The 26027-nt window shown below is 47.4% G+C and carries 19 protein-coding genes and 1 pseudogene; 16 read left to right on the top strand and 4 right to left on the bottom strand.

The genetic code is table 11. The features are described 5' to 3' along the window. Window positions 1-270 precede the first annotated feature (270 nt). Window positions 271-3059 (bottom strand): annotated as a pseudogene (locus SOHN41_RS12245) (insulinase family protein). A gap of 169 nt (window positions 3060-3228) precedes the next feature. Between SOHN41_RS12245 and sixA the strand changes: the two are divergent. Further along, window positions 3229-3699, top strand: coding sequence for a phosphohistidine phosphatase SixA (sixA, locus tag SOHN41_RS12240; RefSeq protein WP_007649393.1), 471 nt, complete (start codon window positions 3229-3231; stop codon window positions 3697-3699). Between the two features lie 68 nt (window positions 3700-3767). Here the strand turns inward: sixA and smrB are convergent, their stop codons facing one another. After that, entirely contained in the window at window positions 3768-4298 is a 531-nt protein-coding gene (gene smrB / locus SOHN41_RS12235; RefSeq protein ID WP_007649392.1) for an endonuclease SmrB, read from the bottom strand. A gap of 82 nt (window positions 4299-4380) precedes the next feature. Between smrB and prmB the strand changes: the two genes are divergently transcribed. From prmB to SOHN41_RS12205, 6 genes are all read left to right on the top strand, one after another. Then, complete coding sequence (gene prmB / locus SOHN41_RS12230; RefSeq protein ID WP_007649390.1) at window positions 4381-5325, top strand: 50S ribosomal protein L3 N(5)-glutamine methyltransferase; 945 nt, start codon at window positions 4381-4383, stop codon at window positions 5323-5325. A 124-nt stretch (window positions 5326-5449) separates the two neighbouring features. Beyond that, window positions 5450-6544, top strand: coding sequence for a chorismate synthase (gene aroC / locus SOHN41_RS12225; protein ID WP_007649389.1), 1095 nt, complete (start codon window positions 5450-5452; stop codon window positions 6542-6544). A gap of 39 nt (window positions 6545-6583) precedes the next feature. Next, window positions 6584-7759 carry an MFS transporter gene (locus SOHN41_RS12220; protein ID WP_007649387.1) on the top strand — a complete coding sequence of 392 codons (1176 nt, stop codon included), beginning with the start codon at window positions 6584-6586 and terminating at the stop codon, window positions 7757-7759. 96 nt (window positions 7760-7855) lie between these two features. Beyond that, window positions 7856-8989, top strand: a complete 1134-nt coding sequence (locus tag SOHN41_RS12215) for an ATP-NAD kinase family protein (RefSeq protein ID WP_007649385.1) — start codon at window positions 7856-7858, stop codon at window positions 8987-8989. 107 nt (window positions 8990-9096) lie between these two features. Then, a complete protein-coding gene (locus SOHN41_RS12210; RefSeq protein ID WP_007649383.1) occupies window positions 9097-9381 on the top strand; it encodes a YfcL family protein in 285 nt (94 codons plus the stop codon). A 5-nt stretch (window positions 9382-9386) separates the two neighbouring features. Beyond that, window positions 9387-9986, top strand: a complete 600-nt coding sequence (locus SOHN41_RS12205; RefSeq protein WP_037458994.1) for an RNA methyltransferase — start codon at window positions 9387-9389, stop codon at window positions 9984-9986. On the opposite strand, the gene mnmC is transcribed toward SOHN41_RS12205, so the two are convergent. After that, a complete protein-coding gene (gene mnmC / locus SOHN41_RS12200; RefSeq protein ID WP_037458993.1) occupies window positions 9967-12012 on the bottom strand; it encodes an FAD-dependent 5-carboxymethylaminomethyl-2-thiouridine(34) oxidoreductase MnmC in 2046 nt (681 codons plus the stop codon). The two genes, SOHN41_RS12205 and mnmC, sit on opposite strands and share 20 nt — an antisense overlap. Window positions 12013-12149: 137 nt before the next feature. Here mnmC and fabB point away from each other — a divergent pair, with 137 nt between their 5' ends. From fabB to purF, 9 genes are all read left to right on the top strand, one after another. Beyond that, window positions 12150-13361: a beta-ketoacyl-ACP synthase I gene (gene fabB / locus SOHN41_RS12195; RefSeq protein WP_037458991.1), complete on the top strand. Its 1212-nt coding sequence runs from the start codon at window positions 12150-12152 to the stop codon at window positions 13359-13361. Window positions 13362-13523: 162 nt separating this feature from the next. Continuing rightward, on the top strand, window positions 13524-14654 hold the full coding sequence (locus tag SOHN41_RS12190) for a 4-phosphoerythronate dehydrogenase (RefSeq protein WP_007649375.1): 1131 nt from the start codon (window positions 13524-13526) through the stop codon (window positions 14652-14654). Between the two features lie 2 nt (window positions 14655-14656). Beyond that, a complete protein-coding gene (locus tag SOHN41_RS12185) occupies window positions 14657-15673 on the top strand; it encodes an aspartate-semialdehyde dehydrogenase (protein WP_007649373.1) in 1017 nt (338 codons plus the stop codon). Between the two features lie 178 nt (window positions 15674-15851). Next, window positions 15852-18998 carry a FimV/HubP family polar landmark protein gene (locus tag SOHN41_RS12180; protein WP_037458988.1) on the top strand — a complete coding sequence of 1049 codons (3147 nt, stop codon included), beginning with the start codon at window positions 15852-15854 and terminating at the stop codon, window positions 18996-18998. A 100-nt stretch (window positions 18999-19098) separates the two neighbouring features. Next, complete coding sequence (gene truA, locus SOHN41_RS12175; RefSeq protein WP_007649368.1) at window positions 19099-19884, top strand: tRNA pseudouridine(38-40) synthase TruA; 786 nt, start codon at window positions 19099-19101, stop codon at window positions 19882-19884. Window positions 19885-19953: 69 nt separating this feature from the next. Beyond that, window positions 19954-21225 carry a bifunctional tetrahydrofolate synthase/dihydrofolate synthase gene (gene folC, locus SOHN41_RS12170; RefSeq protein WP_007649366.1) on the top strand — a complete coding sequence of 424 codons (1272 nt, stop codon included), beginning with the start codon at window positions 19954-19956 and terminating at the stop codon, window positions 21223-21225. After that, window positions 21218-21985, top strand: a complete 768-nt coding sequence (dedD, locus tag SOHN41_RS12165) for a cell division protein DedD (protein WP_007649364.1) — start codon at window positions 21218-21220, stop codon at window positions 21983-21985. Before folC ends, dedD begins: the two co-directional genes overlap by 8 nt. Before the next feature lie 114 nt (window positions 21986-22099). Beyond that, on the top strand, window positions 22100-22588 hold the full coding sequence (locus SOHN41_RS12160) for a CvpA family protein (protein ID WP_007649362.1): 489 nt from the start codon (window positions 22100-22102) through the stop codon (window positions 22586-22588). 217 nt (window positions 22589-22805) lie between these two features. Further along, on the top strand, window positions 22806-24320 hold the full coding sequence (gene purF, locus SOHN41_RS12155) for an amidophosphoribosyltransferase (protein WP_007649360.1): 1515 nt from the start codon (window positions 22806-22808) through the stop codon (window positions 24318-24320). A gap of 78 nt (window positions 24321-24398) precedes the next feature. Here purF and SOHN41_RS12150 read toward each other — a convergent pair whose 3' ends face one another. Next, a complete protein-coding gene (locus SOHN41_RS12150; protein ID WP_007649358.1) occupies window positions 24399-25892 on the bottom strand; it encodes an alanine/glycine:cation symporter family protein in 1494 nt (497 codons plus the stop codon). Window positions 25893-26027 lie beyond the last annotated feature (135 nt).

Below are 26027 nucleotides of genomic sequence, written 5' to 3'. Positions count from 1 at the left end.
TATTATCCGATGATGCCATGAAACAATTGTGTTACATCACTTTTCCAGAAACTGATGGGTTTGTCAAAACTGAGATTGTAAAAAATCCTTTTAATAGCATGTAGATGGTGCAAAGTTGTGCTGTTCCAATACAAAAATAGTGTATCTAAGCGTGTTTTGCACCGCGTTTACGACTCAGAGTGAAAGATACTGCTGTATAATTGCCTTATTGTAGGAATTTCGGTTGTTCCATGTAATTTGTGTTTTAACGCATTTAATTATGTTTAGCGTTTAAAAATTAAATTTATCGGCATTCTGTTTGAACGATTTGAGATCTGTGATCATTTTATCTGAGGCTAGAGCCGCCTGTGCTCGGTGTTGCTCGCCAGTGCTAAATAGTACTAAGCGGTCGCTGTGTTTTGTACGCATTTTACGCATCATAAATTTGATTAGATCTGGGCGAGTGAGTTTAGTGATTTCTGCTACGACTAATTCTCTTTGGTTAAATTGATAATCCCGATTACCCACACTTACCCAATATCGTTGGCTACGAGTCTTTAAATTGGCATCGTGCTCCATTACTTGGTTTATCAGGCCGAGCTTTGTACTTTCCCATTCCTCATTGGTAATTTGCATTACTGCGTAGTTAAAGTCGGCGATAAACTCATCTATAGCTTCCAATAAATGCAATGCCCCTGTCGTTGGTGATTGAATATAGAATATTAACCCAGGGTGGCGGTTGAGTGGCAGGTAGCCTGTGCCTACCATGTAGCCTAATTGCTTTTCTGTACGCAGTTCATGGAAGAAGGTAGAAGACATAGTGTGATTAAGTAAGCTGAACAGCGCCATTTTTTCAGGCGTTGCCGTGGCCGATTGGTAATACACTATAATTGCGCTGTCTTGGTGATCTATAGCAAGTTCTCTAAGCAACGTTCCTTGGCCCCTTAGGTTGACCAACTCCCTTGCGGATTCGGCACTCGGTGTCGAGACTAAGGATAAAATATGCTCTAAGCGTTTACCGAGTGCTTGGGCTTCGGAGACTAACCAATCTCCATAAACTAACCCTTCAAGATAGATCTTCTCGTAAAAAGCACGCACATGGTTATGCAAATCTTCTAGGGTGATGTTTTCTAACACTTGTGCCATGCGCACAGGTTCATAGCTGCGCTTTTGCAGTGTGACCGTCAGGCTGGTAAATAATTGTGAAATGGGTTTTGCTTGCGCTAGGTTCTGCCAACTGCGAAGCAGTTGGGATTTTATCAGGGCAAAGCGTTCTTCGGTAAAGTTACGCTCCCTTGCCTTTTGGATTAACAAGGCTAATAGGGTTTCTTGATTACCCGTAAAGCCTGATAAATGCAGGGTTATTCCGCCTTGGTGTGGATAAATATTGTAGCTTAAACCCGCAACCTCGGCTTGATAAGTGGGTTCTGTCAGATAGTCGAGCAGCATTTCAACATATAGGCGGGTCAGGGCGGCATGCCGTGGGGTTTTACTCGCTTGTTCTGAATCGAGTGATAAATACATATGGCCTTTAGGCACATTAAACTCATCATCTTTTTTATGCCAGATTCTGTATCCTGTTGACTCTGCAACAATTACTGGAACATCCACATCACTTCTATCGGGACGGGCAATCGAGTCTGCGACGATAAAAGGGTTTGGTGCGGGCAATTGTAACTCGGAGCGAATATGCTTAACTTGCCATCGTTCAAGGGATTCTGGTGTAATCGGACGGATTTTGTAAGGAGTGTGATACCAGTTGGCGTTATGATCCGTTGTGACTGATTGGGCAATAAGCTGCAGACGCATATTTTGGGGCGTCATCAATTCAAGTAGCTCGATAGTTTCAGGGGTATCTAACCCATCCATACGATAATCACCGAAGACTAAGTCTTCGACTTCATAGTGATGCATATTGATGCTGAGATGGCTGGCTAAATCGAGGGATTTAACTTGCTCTTGATAACGAAATGCCATTTTGAGCAGGTTCGCGCGCTCTAAATAACGCCATTCATCTAAACCTTGGGTTTTGATGAGTTCAATATATTCGAAACAACAGCAAATAATCTCATCAAGATTGGCGAGTCCCTTGTCGGTTAACTGTAAACCAATACTGTAATCCTTGAAATTGTAACCGTTAACACCCCCCCCGCGGACAAGTTATTGACCAATCCCAGCTCTTTAAGATAGGAGAGTAAACTGCCTTTGCTTTCATTACCTAAAATATGGCTGATATAAGTCAACGGCTTACGTTTGTAGTAGTGGTCAATCCCAGGGAAATTAAAACTGATGCTTAAACGCTTTTGTTCTTTAAGAGGAATTATATCGACTTGTTTTAGTAGTTCTTTTTCAGAAAAAAGTGGTACTTGAGGATAGTTTTTCACTAAGTTTAAGTTACGGATCCCGCTAAAATAGTGGCTTGCCAAGTCCTGTAATTTATTTAGGGAAAGTGGCGCGACTAAGCATAGGGTCATTAAGTTGGCGCTGTAATGGCTCTGGTAAAAGTCGAGTAATTCGCTACGTACCTGTGCTTGTTCTCCACCTAAAGTGGCTAAGTTACCTACGGAAAATTTCGAGAAAGGGTGCAGTGGATTGACCGTCTCTTTCAGCACTTGATAGGTGCGACGTATATCATCTTTCAGTTTTAAACTAAATTCCGATTCAATGGCTTGACGCTCCCTATCGACTAGTTCTAAGTCAAACTTAGGCGCGATAAAAAATTGACTAAACCTATCTAAGGAATCGGCAAACACGTCTGAATTGATCGTAAAAAAGAAGTTGGTGTGCTCAGTGCCCGTCCAAGCGTTATTACTGCCGCCATGTTGATTAATAAAAGCGTGATACTCGCCAGAATCGGGGAATTTCTCGGTGCCAAGGAAGAGCATATGCTCTAAAAAATGTGCCATACCAGGCCTATCCGTGGGATCATCGAAATGACCCACTCCGACCGCCATAGATGCAGCCGCTTGACTAGCATCTTGATCTTCAACCAATAACACTCTTAGTTCGTTATCTAATACAAGATAACGGTACTGGCGGTGATCGTTTGGGCTTTTATAAATGGACTGAGAGGCTTGCAATGAGACACTCCGATAACGATAGCTTGTTATATATTGATAGTCTTAATGGTTTTTAGCAAATATCTCTTGTGTTTATCGACTAAAGATTAAACCCCGTAAGGTTTGTTGAAATGAATTTTAGGGCTACAATTGGGATAAAACAAAAACAAGTGTGAGTAGCGAGAGAAGTATGCAGCTATTTTTGATGCGACACGGTGACGCTGGATTTAATGCTCAGTCCGATAGGGACAGAACACTCACCGATTTAGGAAGACACCATACTGTGTTGATGAGCAATTGGTTGGCTCGCAGCATCAGTGATTTTGACCTTGTCTTGGTGAGCCCTTACTTACGTGCGCAGCAAACATGGCAGGAATTAAGCCAGCATTTTCCTGAACCGCGTAAGTGGTTAGTGTTGGACGATCTTGTGCCCTCTGGGGATCCCGCCAATGTCGCCGCATTAGTGGTTGCCTACGCTGAATTGTATAAAGCAGATACAGTGTTGATTATTTCCCATATGCCACTGCTCGGCTATTTAGTGAGCGAGTTAGTCGCAGGGGTCGAGCCGCCGTTATTTGCCACTTCGGGCATTACCCTTATCGATAAGCATGCCGAGCAAGCCTCAATTGTGTGGCAGCATGCTCCCCATAGTATTAGTTAGTCTCGCCATTATAAAAACAACGGCCCACTTCATATGGGCCGTTTGTGCTATCTACAGGGTAAGTTGATTTAGCGTCTATGGGGTTGTTCACCAATATCAATCAAGACTAAAAGAGCGGCATCGCCGCCCCATTCTTTAGGGGCCTGATGGAAGGCTTTCACCATAGGATGCTGCACTAACCACATGGGGACTTGTTGCTTCAAAATACCGCTGCCGTAACCGTGCATAATACAGCAACACTGACTCTGTTGTTTAACACAGGCTTGGATCAGCGCCGCTAACTCAAGCTTGGCTTCCGACTGTCGATAGCCATGCAAATCCAGCAGTAAATCTGGTTGGTAATCGCCACGTCTGAGGCGTTTTAACTCTAGGCTATCCACACCATCATCTAACCAACGCATCGGGCCTTGTACTGGCAATAATGGCTGATAAGTATCTGAGAAATAACTGTTAGCATGCAGTTGCTGCTCTTTCAGTGCTATTTCCTGTTTGGTTTTTAAGGGCGTGCGAAAGTGCCGCTTATCCTGAGTGATGGGTTTTATACCATCGATAAGCGCTGAGAACATCGCTAGGCCTTCTTGGTCATCGTCTTTATTCATGGGCGGGTATTCTATTGAATCCTATGGTTTCTGAATAGAGTTCAGTTACAATGTTTGCCGAACAAACTAGCGGGAGCACGTTTTGGATAAGATCTTTGTAGATGAAGCTGTGACAGAATTACGCACTATTGGCGATATGTTACGTTGGGCTGTAAGCCGTTTTAACGACGCTAATCTGTACTATGGTCATGGGACTGACAATGCATGGGATGAAGCCATTGCCTTAGTTTTCCATGCCTTACACTTACCCGAAGAAATCGGCCAGCAGGTGATCCTAAGCAATTTAACCAGTAGCGAAAAACATAAAATCGTTGAGTTGATCATTCGCCGTGTCAGGGAGCGCTTACCCGTGCCTTACCTGACCAACAAAGCCCGTTTTGCAGGGCTTGAGTTTTACGTCGATGAACGCGTGTTAGTGCCACGTTCGCCCATTGCTGAAATGATCGCCACTCGTTTTAGCCCTTGGTTATATAACAAACCCGTGACGCGTATTTTAGACTTATGCACGGGCAGCGGTTGTATCGCTATTGCCTGCGCCTATGAATTTGAAGACGCCGAAGTCGATGCGCTGGATATCAGCGAAGATGCCTTAGATGTGGCGCAAATCAACATTGAAACCTTAGGGGTAATGGATCGAGTATTCCCTATGCAATCGGATCTATTCTCGGCCATCCCTGAAGGCCCACAGTACGATTTGATTGTCTCAAACCCGCCCTATGTGGATGCCGAAGACATTGGCGACATGCCGGATGAATATCACCATGAACCCGCCATTGGCTTAGCCTCTGGGCCTGATGGCTTAGATTTGACTAAACGTATTCTCGCCAATGCTGCGCAGTACTTAACACCGACAGGCATTCTAGTGGTTGAGGTGGGGAACTCTATGGTGCATTTGGTCGAGCAATTCTCCGAAGTGCCATTTACTTGGGTTAACTTCGAACATGGTGGTGATGGGGTGTTTGTATTGACCCGTGACCAACTGCTCGAACATCAGTCGCTCTTCGCTATTTATCGCGATGCGCAATAGCCTAAGATAACAAATTAGGTTGAGTCTTTTCCCGCTGCCAGTTAGGCTTGCAGCGGGAAAATAAATTGTCCAGTACTCGCTGGACACGGAGCGATGAACTAATAACCTAAGGTGTATAAAGCGGATGTCTGGAAACAGTATTGGTCAAAATTTTGTAGTGACGACGTTTGGTGAGAGTCACGGTGTTGCACTGGGTTGTATTATTGATGGTTGCCCGCCAGGGCTTGAATTGACCGAAGCCGATATGCAGCATGATTTAGACCGCCGTCGCCCTGGGACATCCCGCTATACCACGGCCCGCCGCGAACCAGACGAAGTACGGATTTTATCCGGCGTTTTCGAAGGTAAAACCACAGGCACCTCCATTGGGCTTTTGATCGAAAATACCGATCAACGTAGCCAAGATTACTCCAATATCAAAGATTTATTCCGCCCTGGGCACGCCGATTACACCTACCAACAAAAGTATGGTATGCGCGATTACCGTGGTGGTGGCCGCTCGTCAGCCCGTGAAACTGCGATGCGGGTTGCTGCGGGTGCTGTGGCTAAAAAGTATTTAAAGCAAGTCCATGGCATTGAAATTTATGGGTATATGTCCCAACTGGGCCCCATTTGCGCCGAAACAATCGATCTTAGCCAGATAGAACACAACGCTTTCTTTTTCCCCGATGCCAGCAAGCTCGAGGCCCTCGATGAATATATGCGCGAACTGAAAAAATCCGGTGATTCGATTGGCGCTAAGATTTCGGTAGTGGCCACTGGTGTGCCAGTCGGCTTAGGTGAACCGGTATTTGACAGACTCGATGCCGATATCGCCCACGCTTTGATGGGCATTAATGCCGTCAAAGGCGTTGAAATTGGTGATGGTTTTGGTGTGGTGACACAAAAGGGCTCCGAAGGCCGTGACTTAATGTCACCCCTAGGGTTTGAATCCAATCACGCGGGTGGTGTGCTCGGCGGGATTTCCTCGGGTCAACCGATTATTGCCCATATAGCGTTAAAGCCCACATCAAGCATCAGCGTGCCGGGCCAAAGTATGACGGCGCAGGGTGAAATGGCCGAAGTCGTCACTAAGGGGCGCCACGATCCCTGTGTGGGGATCCGTGCGGTACCGATCGCCGAAGCTATGCTTGCTATTGTGTTGATGGATCACCTATTAAGGCACAGAGCGCAAAATCAAGGTGTTTGTAGCCAAACCCCCATTCTCGGTATGAGATAGGCGGTATGCGATAATGAATGCGATAAGTGGAATGCGTTAATGTCAACTCCTTCTAGCACAGGCCGGCAATTGCGCTGGCTTTGTGCCTGCTATTTTTTCTTCTTTTCGATTCTCGGCACTATGATCCCCTATCTTGGGGTCTTCTTCGAGAATCGCGGTTTTAATCCCCAGGAGATTGGTTTTTTACTCGCCATTCTGATGGCGACGCGCATCGTTGCACCGAATGTGTGGGCCAAGGTGGCTGATCGCACCGGCATGCGTGCCGAACTGGTTAAGATGGGGGCATTCGCCGCGGCACTGGCCTATTTAAGCTTCTTTTACCATGGCGGTTTTGTGTATATGGCCCTGAGTCTGGCCTTATATACGTTCTTCTGGAACGCGATCCTCGCCCAGCTTGAGGTGATAACCTTAGAAACCTTAGGCGAAAATGCCAGTCGTTATGGCCAAATTCGCAGCTTTGGCAGCATAGGTTATATCTGCCTTGTTGTCGGTGCTGGCTTTGCGATTGGCCAATGGGGTACCGAAGTTTTACCTTTTATCGGCTTGGCATTATTTATCGGAATGCTGTTTAGCGCTTTGCCACTGCCCGCCAATCGGGTGGTGCGCCCCGCAGGACAAGAGCGACAGCCGCTGAAATGGACTAAACCCATTGTGTGGTTCATGATTTCCGCCATGTTGCTACAAATGAGCGCCGGGCCTTTCTACGGTTTTTTCGTGTTGTATCTTAAACAGGCGGGTTATTCGGAGGCTTCGGCTGGCATATTTGTCGCCCTAGGGGCTATGGCCGAAATCGTGATGTTTATGTTTGCGCCGCGTTTGCTTGGACGATATGGCGTTAATACTTTACTTATTGTCAGTATTGCCATAACGGCGGTGCGTTGGTTATTGGTGGCCTTTGGGGTCGAGAGTTTGTTGTTATTGGGCTTAAGTCAGGTATTACATGCCTTTACCTTTGGTCTGACCCACGCGGCATCGATTCAATTTGTCCATAGACATTTCGATGCGAGCCATAGGAGCCAAGGCCAAGCCCTGTATGCCAGCTTAAGTTTTGGTGTCGGCGGCGCGCTTGGTACTTGGATTTGCGGCTATATTTGGGGCGATGGTAGCGGGGCTGTTTGGTCTTGGGTATTCGCCGCCGTGTGTGCTTTTACGGCAATGTTGGCGGTATTGTTTATTCCTAGGGATAAACCAGATGCCAATCTTCAAACGGCCTAGCCATGTCTATAATGCAGCAGCGTAACATAACTGCGTAAAACAACAGTGTAGAACACAATATATAACAACAATCCGATTGAGCTTAGAGAGGTAAAGGTGGTTCGGTTTCGTTTAGGGTTAGTGATTAATCCATTGGCTGGCTTAGGCGGTAGTGTCGGTCTTAAGGGCAGTGACGGTGTTGCAGAGCAAGCACTCGCATTAGGCGCTGAACCCAAAGCCCCTTTGCGCATGAGGCAGGCCCTTGAGGTCATTAAAGATTATGCCGATGAGATTGAAGTGATCACCGCCTCGGGTGTGATGGGCGAGGATGTCGCTAAAACGCTCGGTTTTACGACGCGCGTGGTGTATCAAACCCCCGATAGAACACAGGCGCTGGATACTCAGGCTGTTGTGCGGGCGCTGCTGGATGAGCGGTTGGATCTATTACTCTTTGCCGGCGGTGATGGTACTGCCCGCGATGTTTATTCGGTGTTTGAACAAGCCACTATCGACGACAAATTGCCCGTACTCGGGGTGCCTGCTGGGGTGAAAATTCATTCCGGTGTTTATGGTATTACGCCCCATGCCTCTGGCATGGTGGTTAAAATGTTACTCGATGGCGAACTTGTCAGTTTGATGTCTGCCGATGTGATGGATATCGATGAAATAGCCTTTCGTCAAGGCACAGTGCGCGCTAAACGTTTCGGTGAACTTTTAGTGCCCGCCGAGCCGCGTTATGTGCAAGCGGTGAAGATGGGCGGCAAGGAAGTCGATGAACTCGTGCTGGCCGATATCGCCGCCGATGTGATCCATCAAATGGAAGATGAGCTGTACATCATGGGCTCCGGCAGTACAGTGGCTTTTGTGATGGAGGAGTTGGGGCTGGATAATACGCTGCTCGGTGTTGATCTTATTCAAAATAAAAGTCTTGTCGCCTCTGACTTAAGCGCAAAACTGTTACTCGAGCTCACTCAAGATAAGCCGACCAAATTGGTGATTACCTTGATTGGCGGTCAGGGGCATATCCTTGGGCGTGGCAATCAACAACTGTCGCCTGAGCTTATTCGGCGCATAGGAAAAGACAATATTATTATCCTTGCCACTAAAACTAAGCTAAAAGCACTTGAAGGACGCCCATTAATTGTGGATAGTGGCGACCCTAAATTGGATAGCGAGCTGTGTGGCTATTACAAAGTGACCACAGGTTACCATGATTATGTGATGTATCAGGTAGCGAACCCTGATTTATAGACACGCAAAAAGTACCCGTGGTTTATTGAGTGCCAATGATTTTGAGTGTTAACGGCCCGATTGAGTATGAGCGGTCCTATTGAGTATTTAGTGGAGAGTTTGACCCCATGTTAGAGCATTACGAAGACGCATTAGAGCAGTGGATTGCAACGGTTGTCAGCCATGGTGATGACGACGCTTTATTTGCCTGTGGCTATTTGCAGGGCCATGTGGCGGTAGTGTTATCACAACTCGAAGCGCTGGGTGAAACCTCACTCGATGCGCTGATGCTAAAAATGGCCGATTGCTTAGCCCTCGCGCGCCAAGAGTTAAACGACGCCGATTACGCCTTGGTTGAACAGGCATGGTCACAGTTGCATGCCAACATTGTCAGCCCGTTGGCGACTGCTTAAGTCCAATGCCAACTTCAGTATTTGCATCGCAGGCAATGGACGATACGGCGCGCAGTAGCAACGCGGTTTATATTGGTTTAGTGAATCCAAAAACCCCCATCAATGTGGGCGGTATTATGCGCGCATCGGGTTGCTATGGTGTCGATGGGGTGTTTTACACCGGCAGACGTTATGAATTAGCGGCCCGTTCGGGTCCCTTGCAATATAATGCCGATACCAAGAATGCCGGTGAACGTATCCCACTCACGGGCGTAGCCTCATTGTTAGCAGCTATCCCAGCCGATACCCAGCTTATCTGTGTGGATTTAGTGGTTGGCGCAACGCCGCTGCCAGATTTTGTCCATCCCCCTAAAGCCTTTTATGTGTTTGGTCCCGAGGATGGCACTATTGGCCAAGAGATTATCGATAAAGCCGATGCCGTAGTGTATGTACCCACTGTGGGCTGTATGAATCTGGCCGCCTCTGTCAATGTGCTGTTATACGATAGGCTGGCGAAATCCCACCGCGGGGCACCAGATCTGCTACCCCGCGAGAGTGGTGATGCGTTAATACGTCAAAGCCGCGATAACAATAATCGTACTCGAGTTAAAGCGCCTTCCCTTTGAGTAACTTACGTAACCACATGCGATTAGGATTGAGTTTGCACAGGGTTTGCCAATCCAATGGCAAGGGTTCCCCACACAGTTGAGCGGCAAGGCATTCGGCGGCAAGCGGCCCTGAGCTTAAGCCTCGAGATCCTAATCCGCCGAGTATAAAGAGCCCAGGCAGTACAGGTGCTGGAGTGGTTTGCCAATAACGGCTGCTTTCCTTTGTGAGTTGATGTTGTTCATAATCCTTAAGAATTTTAGACACATCTGGTGCACAACCCAGCATGGGGAAATGATCCCGCGTCACCATCCGCACGCCAATCCGGGCACTGTTGTCACTGATATCAATATCCTCAAGCCAGGGCTGGTTGGGGTAGCTTTGGTGCATTTTAGCGAGATTTTCCTGCTGCTCCTGTGGACAAAACTCAAGATGCTGGGGGGATTTAACGTAACTGGCGCCAAGGCAATGACTATCCATATGACGGGGCGTTAGATAACCATTTGCGCATAGTACAGTTGCCAATTGACTCAGTTGGAACTGGGCTGGTACATGGCTCACTTGACCGCGAAAGGGGCTGATCTGCAATCTATGGCTGGCATCGAATTGGGTGAGATCTGCGCCATTGGCGAGCACTAGCTGACTAAATGGGCCAAATCGATGTTCGGTGGCGATTAAATACCACCCCTCACGTTGATGCTCAATTTCAAGGATCTCCGTATCCAAATGGAGTTTTCCCTCGGTAAGCTGTTGTGCTTTTTGTAGTGCGGCTTTGGCATATTCGAAGGGACAAACCCAGCCGCCGAGGGGGTAGAAAAAACCCGATTTATCAATGCCAATATTGGCGATTCGATTGGCTTCATTGGTATCTACACTATGGGCAATTTCCCTCGGCCATGGTTGGCTGTGGATTATTTTATCGAGCCTTTGTTGGCTGCGCTCATCATGTCCTGTCTGTAGCACACCGCAAAAATCATGGGAAATAGGCGTCTGATTTTCGCAGGGAGAGTTTGTTAGCGATTGCACACGACGGCGACTAAATAAAAAAGCCTGTTGGAAGAAGCGGCTTAACTCATCATTTTCAGGGGTGAGTAGCGGATAAATCGCCCCTTGACGGTTGCCCGAGGCGCCTTGCCCTAGCTCGCTGTCTTTGCAAAACAGTTCGCTGGTTTGTCCTCGCTCGGCTAATGAGAGGGCTAAGTGAGCCGATGCGAGTCCACCACCAATAATGGCGATGGGAGATACTGGATTTGCAATAGACTTAGGTAAGGGATTAAAAGCATAGGCCTTATCCATCTTATGGCGCAGAACGTGACGTTCGTGCAGTAGAACTTCATCCCTAGAGGTTGGCGGGATAAATGGCTCCGCCACACAAGCCGATGGCGTTTGCGTTAAATTTTGTAGCCCAAAACCGCAGGCTGTGATGGCATTTTGAGTTTGCTCATTTAACTCAATACCTAAAATACTGGCATCGTCGGCGCTTAAGCGCGCCATTTGCCAAAGGTGAGTCTTGACTAACTGTTGTTGTAGATGGGGCAAGACCAGCCAGTGCTCAATAGGATGTGATAAGCAGTGTGGCAGGTTACTGAGTTGGTCTGCCATATCACCAAAATGCAGATCTAAGGTTATTTGAGCGTCATCAAAGATTAATCTCTGGCAGCCTACAATGCGTGCGGGCAGGGCATGGATGATCGCTTCGGCAATAGGGATTAAATGCGGCCGTGTAATTAAGCTTTGCGATTGATCCCAAAGTGATTTAAGTTCGTACGCATTGATGGGATGAGGTTCAAACACTTTGATAAGCAGGCGGCTGTGATGTTTTTCTTGCCACCCATGGATAAAAGAAAGCAGTTCTAGTCCATTGCCAAGGCCAATTTGTCCTAACACGAGCAATGTTTGTTGGGATTGGGTGATACACCAATCCTGCAGTTGATGGTTCAACTTGCTTAGATAGTGCTCATTGGCGGGAGCTGCTGCGGGATAAAGGTTGATTAATTGCTGGTAATCGCGCTTAATTTGGCTAAATTTATCGGGCTGCACGGTCAAAGAAATATACTCTCGGTCTCATAATGGGCATTATTTTACTCGCCTTTATGGAAAGCTGACCACTTAATTGAGCCAAAACAGATACTATTGGCGCAGCAAAAGTAGGTACTGACATGTACACAATGGATAGCAATAAAATGAAAAGAGTCGTGATCACCGGAATGGGTGTTGTTTCAAGTATCGGTAATAACAAGCAAGAAGTGACCGAGTCACTTAAAGCGGGCCGCAGTGGTATTACGCATTCCGCTCAATTTGAAGAAATGCAACTTCGCAGCCACGTATGGGGCAATATCAAGTTAAACCCAGCTGAGCATATCGATCGTAAGGCTCTGCGTTTTATGGGTGATGCTGCTGCCTATGCTTACATTGCAATGCAGGAAGCTATTAGCGACGCTCAATTGACTGAAGAGCAGTATTCAGATCCGCGTGTTGGTTTGATTGTCGGCACTGGCGGTGCATCATCGTCTAACCAAGTACAATCTGCCGACACGCTGCGTGAAAAAGGCGTTAAACGTGTTGGTCCGTATATTGTGCCTCGCATCATGTCGAGCACGGCCAGTGCTTGTTTAGCCACACCATTTAAAATTAAAGGCATGAACTACTCTATCAGTTCAGCCTGTGCAACTAGCGCCCACTGTATCGGTCACGCCGTTGAACTTATCCAAATGGGTAAGCAAGATATGGTGTTTGCCGGTGGTGCTGAAGAAGTGGATTGGACGCTGACCATGGGCTTCGATGCTATGGGCGCACTGTCAACTAAATACAATGCCACACCAGAAAAGGCCTCTCGTACCTATGATGCGGACCGTGATGGTTTTGTGATCTCTGGCGGCGGCGGTATTTTAGTGGTTGAAGAGTTAGAGCATGCTCTGGCCCGCGGCGCAAAAATTTACGCTGAAGTGATTGGTTATGGCGCGTCTTCAGACGGTTATGACATGGTAGCACCATCGGGTGAAGGCGCTGTGCGCTGTATGCAAATGGCGATGGCCGATGTGGATACCCCCATCGATTACATCAACACTCACGGTACTTCAACGCCAGTGGGCGACGTGCGTGAATTAGAAGCGCTACGTGAAGTCTTTAAAGACAAGTGTCCACCGATTGCGTCGACTAAGTCTATGACGGGTCATGCATTAGGCGCCGCTGGTGTACATGAAGCGATTTACAGCTTAATCATGATGGAAAACAGCTTTATTGCCCCAAGTATCAATATCGATAATGTCGATGAAGCTGCTAAGGATATGCCAATCGTGCGTGAATACCGCGATGCAGAGCTGAACACTGTGATGAGCAACAGCTTCGGGTTTGGCGGCACTAACGCTACCTTAGTGATGCGTAAGTACAAATAAGTTTGCCAACCAAACGCGATAGAAGGGGAGCTTAGGCTTCCCTTTTTTATGGGTGTTTTTTGTGAACCTGTTGCATAGACAAGGATTTATCCATTCGGTCTTGTTAGAATAGCGCACATCTTGATGCCTTCTTTCGCCACTTTCTTACCCGTTAAGGTGCCTATGAAAATTCTAGTCGATGAAAATATGCCCTATGTTGAGCCGCTATTTGGCGATCTTGGGGAGATTATTCCTGTTAATGGTCGCACATTAACCGCAGAACAAGTGCGTGATGCCGATGTGCTATTAGTGCGCTCGGTCACCCAAGTAAATGCTGAGCTGCTCTGTACTAATCATCAACTGAAGTTTGTCGGCAGTGCCACAATTGGCACAGACCATGTGGATTTAGCCTATCTGACTGGGCGTCATATTCCCTTTTCCAACGCGCCGGGTTGTAATGCCATTGCCGTGGGGGAATTTGCCTTTATCGCTATGCTCGAGCTAGCTGAGCGTTTTGATTCCCCACTTAGGGGCAAAGTCGTTGGGATCGTCGGTGCGGGCAATACGGGATCTGCCACCGCAAAATGCCTCGAAGCCTATGGTGTTAAAGTGTTACTTAACGATCCCATCAAAGCGGCTGAGGGCGATCCGCGCAGTTTTGTGAGCTTAGAAACTATTATGGCGCAGGCTGATATCATTAGCTTACATGTGCCAATCACGCGTTCGGGCGAACATAAGACGCTGCACTTATTCGACGAGTCTCGGTTAACATCCCTCAAACCGAATACTTGGCTACTCAATTGTTGTCGAGGTGATGTAATTGATAACAAAGCACTTATCAACGTTAAACGTCAGCGTGATGATCTCAAACTTGTGCTCGATGTCTGGGAGGGAGAGCCACATCCGATACCTGAACTGGTATCATTGGCCGAATTTGCCACGCCACATATTGCAGGCTATAGCTTAGAAGGCAAGGCGCGCGGCACCTTTATGCTCTACCAAGCACTTTGCCAACAACTGCATATTCCGGCCACGAAAAGCCTCACTGACCTATTGCCAGCTTTTAATATTAAGGCTGTTGAACTGGCTGTCATGCCGAATGAAAAAGCGTTATTGCAGCTTGCGCGCTTTGTTTATGATTTGCGTGACGATGATAGAGTGTTCCGTAATACCTTTTTAAATGCCAATGGTTTCGACACTATGAGAAAAAATCACCGTCATAGACGCGAATTTAGTGCATTGGCGCTGGCTTATGACGGCCAACTTGAGGTAGATTGGTTGTCCAATTTAGGTTTTTCAGGAGTCGGTCAGTAGCTATGTCACAGGAATTTAATGTTGTCGTTTTAGGTGCATCGGGTGCAGTGGGTCAAACTATGATTGAGATCCTCGAAGAACGTAATTTCCCGGTTGCCAATTTGTACCCTTTAGCCAGTAGCCGTAGCGCCGGTGAAACGGTCAGCTTCCATGGCAAACAAATCACCATTCTGGACGTAGAGACCTTCGATTGGACCCAAGCCCAAATTGGTTTCTTCTCCGCTGGTGGCGATGTGTCTGCTAAGTGGGCGCCGATTGCCGCTGAAGCAGGCTGTGTGGTGATAGATAACACCTCACATTTTAGGTATGACATTGATATTCCGTTGGTTGTACCCGAAGTCAATCCCCATGCCATCGCGGATTTTCGCAACCGTAATATCATTGCTAACCCTAATTGCTCAACCATCCAGATGCTGGTGGCACTGAAGCCTATTTATGATGCCTACGGCATTAGCCGTATTAATGTCGCGACCTATCAGTCCGTCTCTGGTACGGGTAAGAAAGCCATCGAAGAGCTAGTGAACCAGTGCACTAAACTGCTGCAAGGTTTACCGGCCGAAGCCGAAGTCTACCCTAAGCAAATCGCTTTTAACGTGTTGCCACAAATTGATAAATTTATGGATAACGGTTACACCAAAGAAGAAATGAAAATGGTGTGGGAAACCCAGAAGATTTTCGGTGATGATGATATCCTCGTCAATGCGACGGCTGTGCGTGTGCCTGTGTTCTATGGGCATTCGGAAGCCGTGCATATTGAAACGCGTCAACCCGTCGATGCAGAAGAGATTAAAGCTTTACTGCGTCAAGCCGAAGGAGTGGTATTGTTTGAATCCGATGAGGACTACCCAACCGCAGTGACCCACGCCGCAGGAACCGATCCTGTTTATGTTGGTCGAGTGCGTAAGGATATTTCCCATTCCCATGGAATTAATCTGTGGGTTGTGTCGGACAACATTCGTAAAGGCGCAGCATTAAACAGTGTGCAAATTGCCGAGATTTTAGTGAGAGATTACTACTAAGTCTTAAGGTGCATTCCTTGCCCATTGAAAAAGCCTGCTGCCAGCAGGCTTTTTTTGTTTTACACTTGTGAACAGTAGCAGGGCGGAGATTTCTAGTTTATAGTAATCTCAATAAATACAATTGCCTAAAGCCTGTTATCAGCGAGATAACTTTATAGCGCTTCAAAGGGAAGGATTGATGAAATTTCGCACTTCGTATCTTGTGGGCCTGATGGCCACCGTTTTAGCCGTTTCCTCCACGACTTATTTTATCGATCCCGCCGTTGCCGCCGATACACCCAAAGTTAAACCCTTGAAAATCATGGGGCCAGATGGACAGATCCGTCAGTTGAACCATCAATATGGCCCAACGACCTCAAAAGATACTTTTTGGAGCATAGCGCAAAAAGTGCGCCCCGATCCGAGTGTGAGTGTCTACCAAGTCATGGCAGCCGTGTTTGATGCCAATCCCCATGCCTTTAACTCTGACAATTACAATAGTCTTGAGCGTGGGATGATTTTACTCATTCCTTCGAAAGAAGTGATGTTAGCGATCCCCAATAGTCTCGCCATAGCGAGGGCCGAGCGCGATGATAAGCAGGCGCGTAGCGCGGCAAAAGCCACCACAAAACCAGCAGTAAAGCCCACGGTTAAAGCGCCAACGCCTGTAGTTGTCGCTCCCGTCGCCGAAGTTACACCTAAGGCCGAAGTGAAAATGCAAGCCGTGAAAACCGAGCCTGCATCAACACAAACCGCCACTACAACAGAACCCAAGATGTTGAGTTCGGATGCTAATGCGCGCCTTGAGGCCGCTGAGAGCAAAAATTTATCGTTAACGGATGAATTGGCTCGAACCCAAGATCAGCTATCGGTTAGAAATACGGATGTCGAAGCACTAAAAGCAAAAGTTGAAGAATTAAATCAACAAATTGCCATGTTGGAAGAAACGCTTCAGGTCACAAAACAGCAGAATCAAGCCTTGAAAGCCGATGTCGAGGCGGCACAATCCCCCGTTACTGCTGAGCCTGAAACGCCCAAAGAACCAGATGATTTATGGCGTACTTTGATGGAGAGTCCCTTACTCTTAGTCGCTGCAGCGGTGATCCCAGCCTTATTGATCTTGTTCTTAGTATTTTGGGCACTACGTCGCAAACGCAATAAAGAACGGCTCGAATTAGAAACGCAGCAAGCGGCGATGGCGGCCGGGGGCGCGGGTATGGCGACGGGAACCTCTGTGCTGGCGATGGATGATGATCTCGATGATATGGCCGTGCATTTAGATACAGATCATGCGGATTCTATCGATAGTCTATTAGATTCAGGGAGTGTGAGTCTTCAACCCGAGCAGGACATGGTCGATATCCATGAGCAAATGGATATGGCTGCGGACATGTTTATCGATCAAGGGGGCGTTGCACCGGAGCCTCAGTTTGAAGAGGAAGAAGGTCAATCCCTCGACGATTTGTGGGCTGAGGCTATGGGCGATCAGGAAGAGGCCTTTGCTGAAGAAAAAAACAAATCGGACAATATTCTTGAGGAAGAAGATCTTGATGCCTTGCTTGCAAACCTTGGCTCGGATGATGGCGCTGAACAGTCCCAAGACGAGACCAATGCCTTGGCGGATAACTTGGCCGAAGAGTGGGTTGATGTCGATGATTTAGCTGATATTGAAATGCCCTCGGATACCAACGTCACTCAACCTTCTTCCGATGATGATTTGAGCACAGCGATTGCTGCCGAACTTGAGGCCGATACCGAGCTTGATGGGCTCAATGTTCAAGATAATCTGGATATTGACGCTTTACTTGCCGACTTTGATAAGCCCGCGGAGGTACAAACAGAGCCCGATCTCGGTGATGAAATTGCAGCCGAGCTTGACGACGAGTTAACGGCTTTAGGTGTTGAAGATACCGATGATATCGATGCTTTGCTTGCCGATTTTGATAAGCCTGCCGCACCAGAACCCGATTTAGGGGATGCCATTGCCGCAGAGCTCGATCCTGAACTCGATGCTATTGGCATTGCTGAAACCGATGATATCGATGCTTTACTTGCGGGTTTTGATACTTCGGCGGCGAAACCCTCCGATGTGGCAGAGGATGTTGTAGGGACGATAGTGGTAGCACCCGAAGCAGAGCTTGATCCTCTACTACCTGAAGCGGATGAGGAGCTTGACCACCTGCTTGTGGCAGAGCGAGAAGCATCACTGCCTGAAGATTTATCGACCACTGAGAATGATCTCGATGCGCTTTTAGCCGAGTTTGATGTGCCTGAGCAGGTTGAAGCGGATGCCGATGATTTTAATTTCGACATGGAAACGGCATTATCGGACACTGCAAAACCAGCGGATGAGGATGAACTACTTAAAGGTATTGGCGTGGCCACTGCCATCGATGGCAGCGAAGATACCACTGCACTGGCACAAACGATAAATAAAGAGAATGCTGCGTTAGATGAGGTTGTATTTAGTGGTTTTGATGCCGATGAAGATGTCGACGATTTAGCAGTGTCCGCCGCTGCGGCAAAAGTGGCTGCTGCGGCTAAGGAGAGAGAATCTTCTTTCTTCAATGATTTAAAAGCGAATAAGAGCAAAGATCCCCATGTACTCGATTGGGACACAGAGCTTGATTTTGCACCTGCACCTAAGGTTGAGTTGACTCCCTCTGTCGACGTATCGGCCCCAGCGAATACCGATGCCGTAGCAACCAAGCCGGGTTCACTCGCAGGTACCGAAAAGCGGGACCTAAAAGCGACTGAGACCAAAGTGGAGTTATCGAGTGCAGAAGATAGCCTAAGTGATGACTTTGATTTAGGTGCAGATCTCGATTTAAGCGCCGATGTCGATTTGAGTGACGACAGTGTCTTGGCGGCCTTTAGTGCCAATGCTGACCTTGATGACGATGATGTGTTAGCGACAGAAGACAGCTTCAGCCTCGATGATGATCATACTCTGACAGTGGATGAGGCATTAGCGGCTCTGGATGCCCAGGAGTCTCGCAAGTCAAAGCCATTTGTAGCGGATCATGATCTGACGAGTTTCCAAAATGAACATGGCTTTATCGATATCGATAAATTGCTCAACGATGCAGAGCAGGATAGCCAAGAGGTTGATTTATACCCTGACGTCGATGTGGAGATGAGTGATGTCGGCTCCTTGATTGGTGATGCTGCGATGATCGATGTCGATGATGAAGAAAACTCGGTCAACGCAAAATTGGATCTGGCCCGTGCTTATATCGAAATTGATGACAGCGACAGTGCTAAAGCACTGCTGAAAGAAGTCCAAATCGATGGTAATGCGCGTCAGCAGGATGAAGCTGCCAAATTGCTTAAAGAGATAGGTTAATCCTATTTATTCGAATTAACCCCAACGGCGCTCTAAGCGCCGTTTTTTTTATGGTCTGCTGTGATAAAATGCGCCGCTTAATTAACAAAGAGGGTGTGTGATGCGGATTGCATTGGGTATTGAATATGACGGCAGTGGTTATTTTGGGTGGCAACGTCAAGCTGAGGTCGATTCAGTACAAGGGCAATTAGAACGGGCGTTATCTGTGGTCGCCAATGAACCTATCAGTTTATTTTGCGCGGGGCGTACCGATGCGGGAGTGCATGCAACCGGACAGGTGGTGCATTTTGAAACTAATGCAATTAGAAATGAAGGCGCATGGACACTAGGGGTGAATGCAAATCTTCCGGATAATATTGCAGTGCGCTGGGTGAAGGAGGTCGATGACAGTTTTCATGCGCGCTTTTCCGCGACGGCCAGACGTTATCGTTACGTGATCTACAATCATAATTTCCGTCCAGGCATTCTGCGCCACGGTGTCAGCCATTACCACGGTGATATTGACGCCCAAAGGATGCACCAAGCGGCACAGGCACTTTTAGGGGAGCAGGACTTCACCAGTTTTCGCGCAGTGCAGTGCCAGTCAAAAACACCGTTTCGCAATGTCCATAGCGTCAATGTCACGCGCCAAGGCATGTATATCATTGTCGATATTGCCGCCAATGCTTTCTTACACCATATGGTGCGCAATATTGTCGGGTCATTACTCGAGATTGGACTCGGTAATCAGCCCTTAACTTGGATGGGTGAGTTATTGGCGTTGAAGGATAGAAATCAAGCGGCGGCCACGGCGAAACCCCATGGACTTTATCTTGTTGACGTCACCTATCCAGAACAATATCAGTTGCCTAAGTTGGCCCTTGGGCCATTATTTATGGTGGATTAATGCCGTTGGGACTATTCGTCCAACGTCTGAAGATGATTATCGCCCGTTATCGAAGGAAGGAAATAACAGATGCTAACAGTACCGACGGCAAATGCAGCATTAGAACCGTGGTTGGAATATTTGCTGTCCATTCATCCCAGTGAAATTGACATGGGGCTCACGCGTGTCTCTAGGGTAGCACAAAGGCTTGGACTGTTAGACTTAGGGCCTTCGACTGTCGTGACAGTTGGTGGTACTAATGGTAAAGGCACGACCTGCGCTATGCTGGAAAATATCCTGCGTTTATCGGGCTTGACCGTTGGCGTATATAGCTCGCCACATATGCTCAACTATAATGAACGGGTGCGTATTAATGGCAATGATGCCAGTGATAGTGCCTTGGTTGCCGCCTTTGAACAAATAGAAGCTGTAAGGGACGATATTTCCTTAACCTTTTTTGAATACGCCACACTGGCGGGATTAATGTTGTTTAAAGCCGCCAAACTCGATGTCATTATCCTTGAAGTTGGATTAGGTGGCCGGCTAGATGCCACCAATATGATCGATGCCGATATCAGTGTGGTGACCTCTGTGGATTTAGACCATGAAAGTTATCTTGGTAACACCCGTGAGCTAGTGGGCCGTGAAAAAGCGGGCATTTTCCGCCGTGGTAAACCGGCCATTGTCGGTGAGCCCAACTTGCCCAATACAGTCAATGATGTTGCCAATGACGTTGGCGCAATATTGTATCGAGTCGGCAACGAGTTCAGTTACCAAGCCCATGGTAATTTGTGGGATTTTCAAGGCCAAGTGCTTAAGTTGCGCGATTTAGTTTTACCAAGCTTACCATTACCAAATGCGGCGACAGTGCTTGCGATCATCGAACAGGGCTGGCCGGATATTGCGCCTGATATTATTGCCAAGGGCATTAGCACGGCTCGCTTAACGGGACGATTAGAGCGAGTGAATGAACAGCCATTAATCTTACTCGATGTGGCCCATAATCCCCACGCGGCCCGTTTTTTAGTGCAGCAGCTCAAGCCCACTGTTGCGGGCAAGCGGGTTTTTGCCCTGTGCGGTATGTTAAAAGATAAAGATATTGCGGGTGTGTTGCCCGTGATTGATCCTCTGGTTAACGCTTGGTATTTAGTGAGTCTACACACAGAGCGTGGTGCCAGTGCCAGCCAGTTGCACCAAACCTTAGCACCAGAGGCCAATGTGGTTGAATTTGAGCAGATAGATGCGGCATGGATGGCATTAAAAGCGCAAATTCGACCCGATGATGTGGTAATTGTGTTTGGCTCCTTTTACACTGTGGCAGGATTTAAGTCTCTCTTTAAGCAGGATGTCAGTTTTGTCTAGCCAGTTTCATAATCGTTTAGTCGGCACTGTGGTGCTGGTTGCCCTTGGGGTGATTTTTCTGCCGGATATTTTGGATGGTAAAAAAGATCGTCAAGAAGAGCAGTTTGCGGAAATTCCATTACGTCCTAATCTGATCGAACAGCAGAAAAATGCCGATGATATGTTTGAAGTCCTCTCGGCACAGGATGTGGGGGAATTGAGCGGGGCGCAGGTCGAATTAGTCGAGTCTCAGCCAAATGATGAAGCCGCCCTTGCACAAGCGGTGAAATCTACCCCGCCGAAGGCCGAATCTGTTAAACCCGATCCAGTAAAAGAAGCAAGCAAACCACAAACGGCGAAGGTTGAAAGCAAATCTGAGCCGAAGAAAGAGCCTGCGAAGGCTACCACCAAAACTGAGTCAGTGAAGAAGCCTGAGCCGAAACCGACCACAGTAGCAAAAACGGAAAAGCCTAAGACTGACAGTGCAAAACCGAGCAAAGATGAAATTAAAGTCGTTAGCCGTGAATCGCTAAAGCCGGGGCTGACGCTGCAATTAGGTGCCTTTAGTAATGCTGCCAACGTTAAAGCCTTGGTCGCCCAGCTGCGTAAAAATGGTTTTAAAGCGTACACAATTCCAGACAATCCTAAGGATGGTGTGCTGACGAAAGTCTTTGTCGGTCCCGATGTCTCAGAGGCCAAGCTGAAGAAGATGCAGGAAGATATTGAAAGCCTTACGCGCCTTAAGGGAAGGATTGTCCCCTTTAACCCGTTGGAATCTTAATGGCGATGAAAACCCGGGACTGAAAATAATTTATTTACCTCTCTAGGGGTGAGAATCGTTTCAGTCTCTGGTAGAATCGCGCCGTCTTAAAGCCTATGTCGGAAAGCCATCTCAATGGTTTGGATTGATTACGCTATCATATTCGTCATCGGATTATCGACTCTCATCAGTCTGATCCGCGGATTTGCCAAAGAAGCCATGTCGTTAGTGGTATGGTTTGCGGCTTTCTTTGTTGCCAGCCAATTTTATCAAGATCTTGCCGTTCACTTAACACAGATGAACGACGAGATGCTGCGCAATGGGGTTTCCATTGCCATTCTTTTCATTACTACCTTGATACTCGGCGCCTTGGTCAATTACATCCTAGGGCAACTCGTGGTTAAAACGGGATTATCAGGCACTGATAGACTCTTAGGTCTGTGCTTCGGTGCTATTAGAGGGGCGCTCATTGTCAGTGCCTTGTTATTTTTTATGGATGCTTTTACGGGTTCTCCCAATGCTCAGTGGTGGAAGGATTCTGTATTAGTGCCTGAATTTGGCGTTGTCATTCAATGGTTTTTTAACTATTTGGAAAACACCTCCAGCTTTGTACCCAAACTATAAAAAGAAAATACATTTATCCTAAGTGATGAAATAGAAGTGTGTTTGTTTAGGTTTCTTCGACATCGCTCGCCTTGTTAAGGTGAGTGGACAACAAGGTCTGAACAGTACTCAAATAAGGTGAAATCTGACCAGGGTAAGATCTGGGAAGTTATTTCATTTTTTACTTATATTTCAACATGAAAGGGCATAGAACATCTTACAATGAGGAAGCTTACCCATGTGTGGTATCGTCGGAATAGTTGGCCAATCATCGGTTAATCAGACCATTTATGATGCACTGACAGTGCTCCAGCACAGAGGTCAGGATGCGGCAGGTATTGTGACCGTTGATCGTGGTGCTTTCAGACTACGTAAAGCTAACGGTTTGGTAAAAGACGTATTTGAAGTCAAACATATGCAGCGCCTACAGGGCAATGCGGGTATTGGCCATGTACGTTATCCAACTGCGGGCAGTTCAAGCGCGTCAGAAGCGCAGCCTTTCTATGTTAACTCGCCATTTGGGATTTCGTTAGCCCATAACGGCAACTTAACCAACACAGTTGAATTAGCCGAAGGGCTGATCAAAAAACGTCGCCATGTGAACACCACTTCGGATTCTGAAGTCTTGCTTAACCTGCTGGCGGACGAACTGCAAAAAACCACTAGCTTGACCTTGTCGTCGGAAGAAGTGTTCGATGCGGTCGCTAACGTACACCAGCAAGCTCGTGGTGCCTACGCGGTTGTTGCTATGATTATTGGCCAAGGCCTAGTCGCGTTCCGTGACCCCTTCGGTATTCGCCCCCTGGTGTTAGGTAAGCACGAAACGCCAACGGGCACTGAATACATGGTCGCTTCTGAAAGCGTGGCACTCGATGCCGTCGGTTTTGAAGTGATGCGTGATGTGGCACCAGGTGAAGCCATTTATGTGTCAATTGATGGCCAGCTGTATACCCGTCAATGCGCGGCAGAACCTAGCTATGCACCTTGTATCTTCGAATTCGTTTATTTTGCCCGTCCAGATTCGACGATCGATAAAGTGTCTGTTTATGCCAGTCGCGTCAACATGGGCGCTAAGCTTGGCGAGAAGATTAAGAAAGAATGGTACGACCACGACATCGACGTGGTGATCCCTATTCCTGAAACTTCTTGCGATATCGCGCTAGAAATTGCCCGTTGTATGGACTTACCGTATCGCCAAGGTTTCGTGAAAAACCGTTATATTGGCCGTACCTTTATCATGCCCGGTCAACAGGAACGTAAGAAGTCAGTACGTCGCAAGTTGAATGCAATTAACACTGAATTTAAAGGCAAAAATGTGTTGCTGGTGGATGACTCAATCGTGCGTGGTACGACGTCTGAGCAGATCATCGAGATGGCCCGTGAAGCCGGTGCCAAGAAAGTGTACTTTGCCTCTGCCGCGCCGGAAATTCGTTTCCCGAACGTGTATGGTATCGATATGCCAACGTCAAACGAGTTGATCGCCCATGGCCGTGATGCCGATGAAATCGCCAAGTTAATTGGTGCCGATGGTATTATTTTCCAAAATTTAACCGACTTAATTGAAGCGGTTAGAATGGAAAATCCTGAGATTAAACGTTTTGAAACCTCAGTGTTCGATGGTCATTACATCACTAACGACGTAGATCAAGCGTATTTGGATCATTTAACGCAATTGCGTAACGACGATGCCAAAGCAGACCGTAACAAAGATATAGGCACTAACCTAGAACTGCACAACGTCTGTCATCCATAATGGTCCGCGGGCTATAAATAAAAAGGCCAGTGAGAAATCACTGGCCTTTTTATTTGGCTTTTGACCCGTCCTAAATCGCTATGAGATGTGGCGATTGGTCTCTGTCGTTTGGGGTGTTTGCACTGGCAGAATTTCAGCCGCATTTTTACGTTCGACCCAGTAATCTGCATTCTTAATACCGAGCTTTTCTGGATCAAACAGGGGCTCAATCCCTTGGCTCTGTTGTGATTCATAATCCTTAAGGCAAGTAAAAGCGGTTTTTTGCAATAGGATAATGGCGACAATGTTGAGCCAAGCCATCAGGCCGACACCTATATCACCTAATCCCCAAGCCAGATCCGCTGTTTTTACTGTGCCGTATACGGTTGAACTCATTAAGGCGACCTTGAGCACAACCGTTAGCCAAGGACGATTCACCTTACGATTGATATAGACAATGTTAGTCTCGGCAATATAGTAGTAAGCCACAATAGTGGTAAAGGCAAAGAAGAACAGGGCAACTGCTACAAACATATTACCAAACCCTGGCATCATACTTTCCATTGCCGTTTGTACATAGCCAGGACCCGCAGCAACGCCGGCAATACCAGTGTAGAGCGCCACACCGTCAGGCCCTTGTACATTGTAAAGGCCAGTGATAAGCAGCATAAAACCTGTGGCAGAGCACACAAATAGAGTGTCAATGTACACTGAGAATGCCTGTACTAACCCTTGTTTTGCGGGGTGGCTTACCGCCGCTGCAGAGGAGGCGTGTGGTGCTGTACCTTGGCCAGCTTCGTTAGAATAAATACCGCGCTTTACCCCCCACATAATGGCTAGCCCTAAAATGGCACCAAAGCCCGCATCAAAGCCAAAAGCACTTTTGATAATTAACCAGAGAATGTTGGGGAGTTGGCCGATGTTCAGTGCAATGATCACGCAGGCAACAATGATATAACCCAGCGCCATAAAGGGGACGACGGTACTAGCAAAGTGGGCTATACGCTTTACACCACCAAAAATGATAAACCCGAGCAGCATAGCCAATATTGCCGCGGTGACATTAGGATCGATATCGAAAGCGGTTTTCAAGCTCGAGCCAATGGAGTTGGCTTGCACTCCGGGTAATAGGATCCCGCAGGCAAAAATGGTCGCAATGGCAAAGACCCAAGCATACCATTGCATGCCTAAGCCTTTTTCGATATAAAAAGCCGGTCCGCCACGGTATTCGCCATTAATTTTTTCTTTGTAGACTTGGCCTAAGGTGGATTCGACGAAGGCCGAGCTGGCGCCGAGAAATGCCACCATCCACATCCAGAATAGGGCCCCGGGACCACCAAAAGTGATCGCAGTTGCAACCCCTGCAATGTTCCCTGTACCGACTCGACCCGCTAGTGTCATCGCTAATGCCTGAAAGGAGGACACCCCAGCATCGGTGCTTTTGCCATCAAACATCAGACGGATCATTTCGGGGAGATGACGTAACTGGAGAAATCGGGAGCGAAGGGAGAAATAGAGCCCAACACCTAGACAAAGAAACACGAGCGCAGGGCTCCAAACGACACTATTGATCGCATTGACAATCTCATTCATATACACCAACTCCTTTATTCTGTTGTTTTGGCAGAGTTTTTAGATTTACGGGTTTAAAATTTATTGGAAGAAGTGGCATTGATTGACGATTAACGCTTTTGCCAACGTTCAAGGTACTCAACATAACTATTTTTT

The sequence above is a fragment of the Shewanella sp. HN-41 genome, from assembly GCF_000217915.1.
Lineage (GTDB): Bacteria > Pseudomonadota > Gammaproteobacteria > Enterobacterales > Shewanellaceae > Shewanella.
Note: the sequence above shows the minus strand (reverse complement) of the source record. Positions and strands in the feature narration are given on the sequence as shown.

What these genes read in the sequence shown, in the direction of transcription:
- sixA (WP_007649393.1), top strand. Translation starts at nt 3,229, where the DNA reads ATGCAGCTATTTTTGATGCGACACGGTGACGCTGGATTTAATGCTCAG.
- smrB (WP_007649392.1), bottom strand. Translation starts at nt 4,298, where the DNA reads ATGAATAAAGACGATGACCAAGAAGGCCTAGCGATGTTCTCAGCGCTT.
- aroC (WP_007649389.1), top strand. Translation starts at nt 5,450, where the DNA reads ATGTCTGGAAACAGTATTGGTCAAAATTTTGTAGTGACGACGTTTGGT.
- SOHN41_RS12220 (WP_007649387.1), top strand. Translation starts at nt 6,584, where the DNA reads ATGTCAACTCCTTCTAGCACAGGCCGGCAATTGCGCTGGCTTTGTGCC.
- SOHN41_RS12210 (WP_007649383.1), top strand. Translation starts at nt 9,097, where the DNA reads ATGTTAGAGCATTACGAAGACGCATTAGAGCAGTGGATTGCAACGGTT.
- SOHN41_RS12205 (WP_037458994.1), top strand. Translation starts at nt 9,387, where the DNA reads ATGCCAACTTCAGTATTTGCATCGCAGGCAATGGACGATACGGCGCGC.
- fabB (WP_037458991.1), top strand. Translation starts at nt 12,150, where the DNA reads ATGAAAAGAGTCGTGATCACCGGAATGGGTGTTGTTTCAAGTATCGGT.
- SOHN41_RS12190 (WP_007649375.1), top strand. Translation starts at nt 13,524, where the DNA reads ATGAAAATTCTAGTCGATGAAAATATGCCCTATGTTGAGCCGCTATTT.
- SOHN41_RS12185 (WP_007649373.1), top strand. Translation starts at nt 14,657, where the DNA reads ATGTCACAGGAATTTAATGTTGTCGTTTTAGGTGCATCGGGTGCAGTG.
- SOHN41_RS12180 (WP_037458988.1), top strand. Translation starts at nt 15,852, where the DNA reads ATGAAATTTCGCACTTCGTATCTTGTGGGCCTGATGGCCACCGTTTTA.
- truA (WP_007649368.1), top strand. Translation starts at nt 19,099, where the DNA reads ATGCGGATTGCATTGGGTATTGAATATGACGGCAGTGGTTATTTTGGG.
- folC (WP_007649366.1), top strand. Translation starts at nt 19,954, where the DNA reads ATGCTAACAGTACCGACGGCAAATGCAGCATTAGAACCGTGGTTGGAA.
- SOHN41_RS12160 (WP_007649362.1), top strand. Translation starts at nt 22,100, where the DNA reads ATGGTTTGGATTGATTACGCTATCATATTCGTCATCGGATTATCGACT.
- purF (WP_007649360.1), top strand. Translation starts at nt 22,806, where the DNA reads ATGTGTGGTATCGTCGGAATAGTTGGCCAATCATCGGTTAATCAGACC.
- SOHN41_RS12150 (WP_007649358.1), bottom strand. Translation starts at nt 25,892, where the DNA reads ATGAATGAGATTGTCAATGCGATCAATAGTGTCGTTTGGAGCCCTGCG.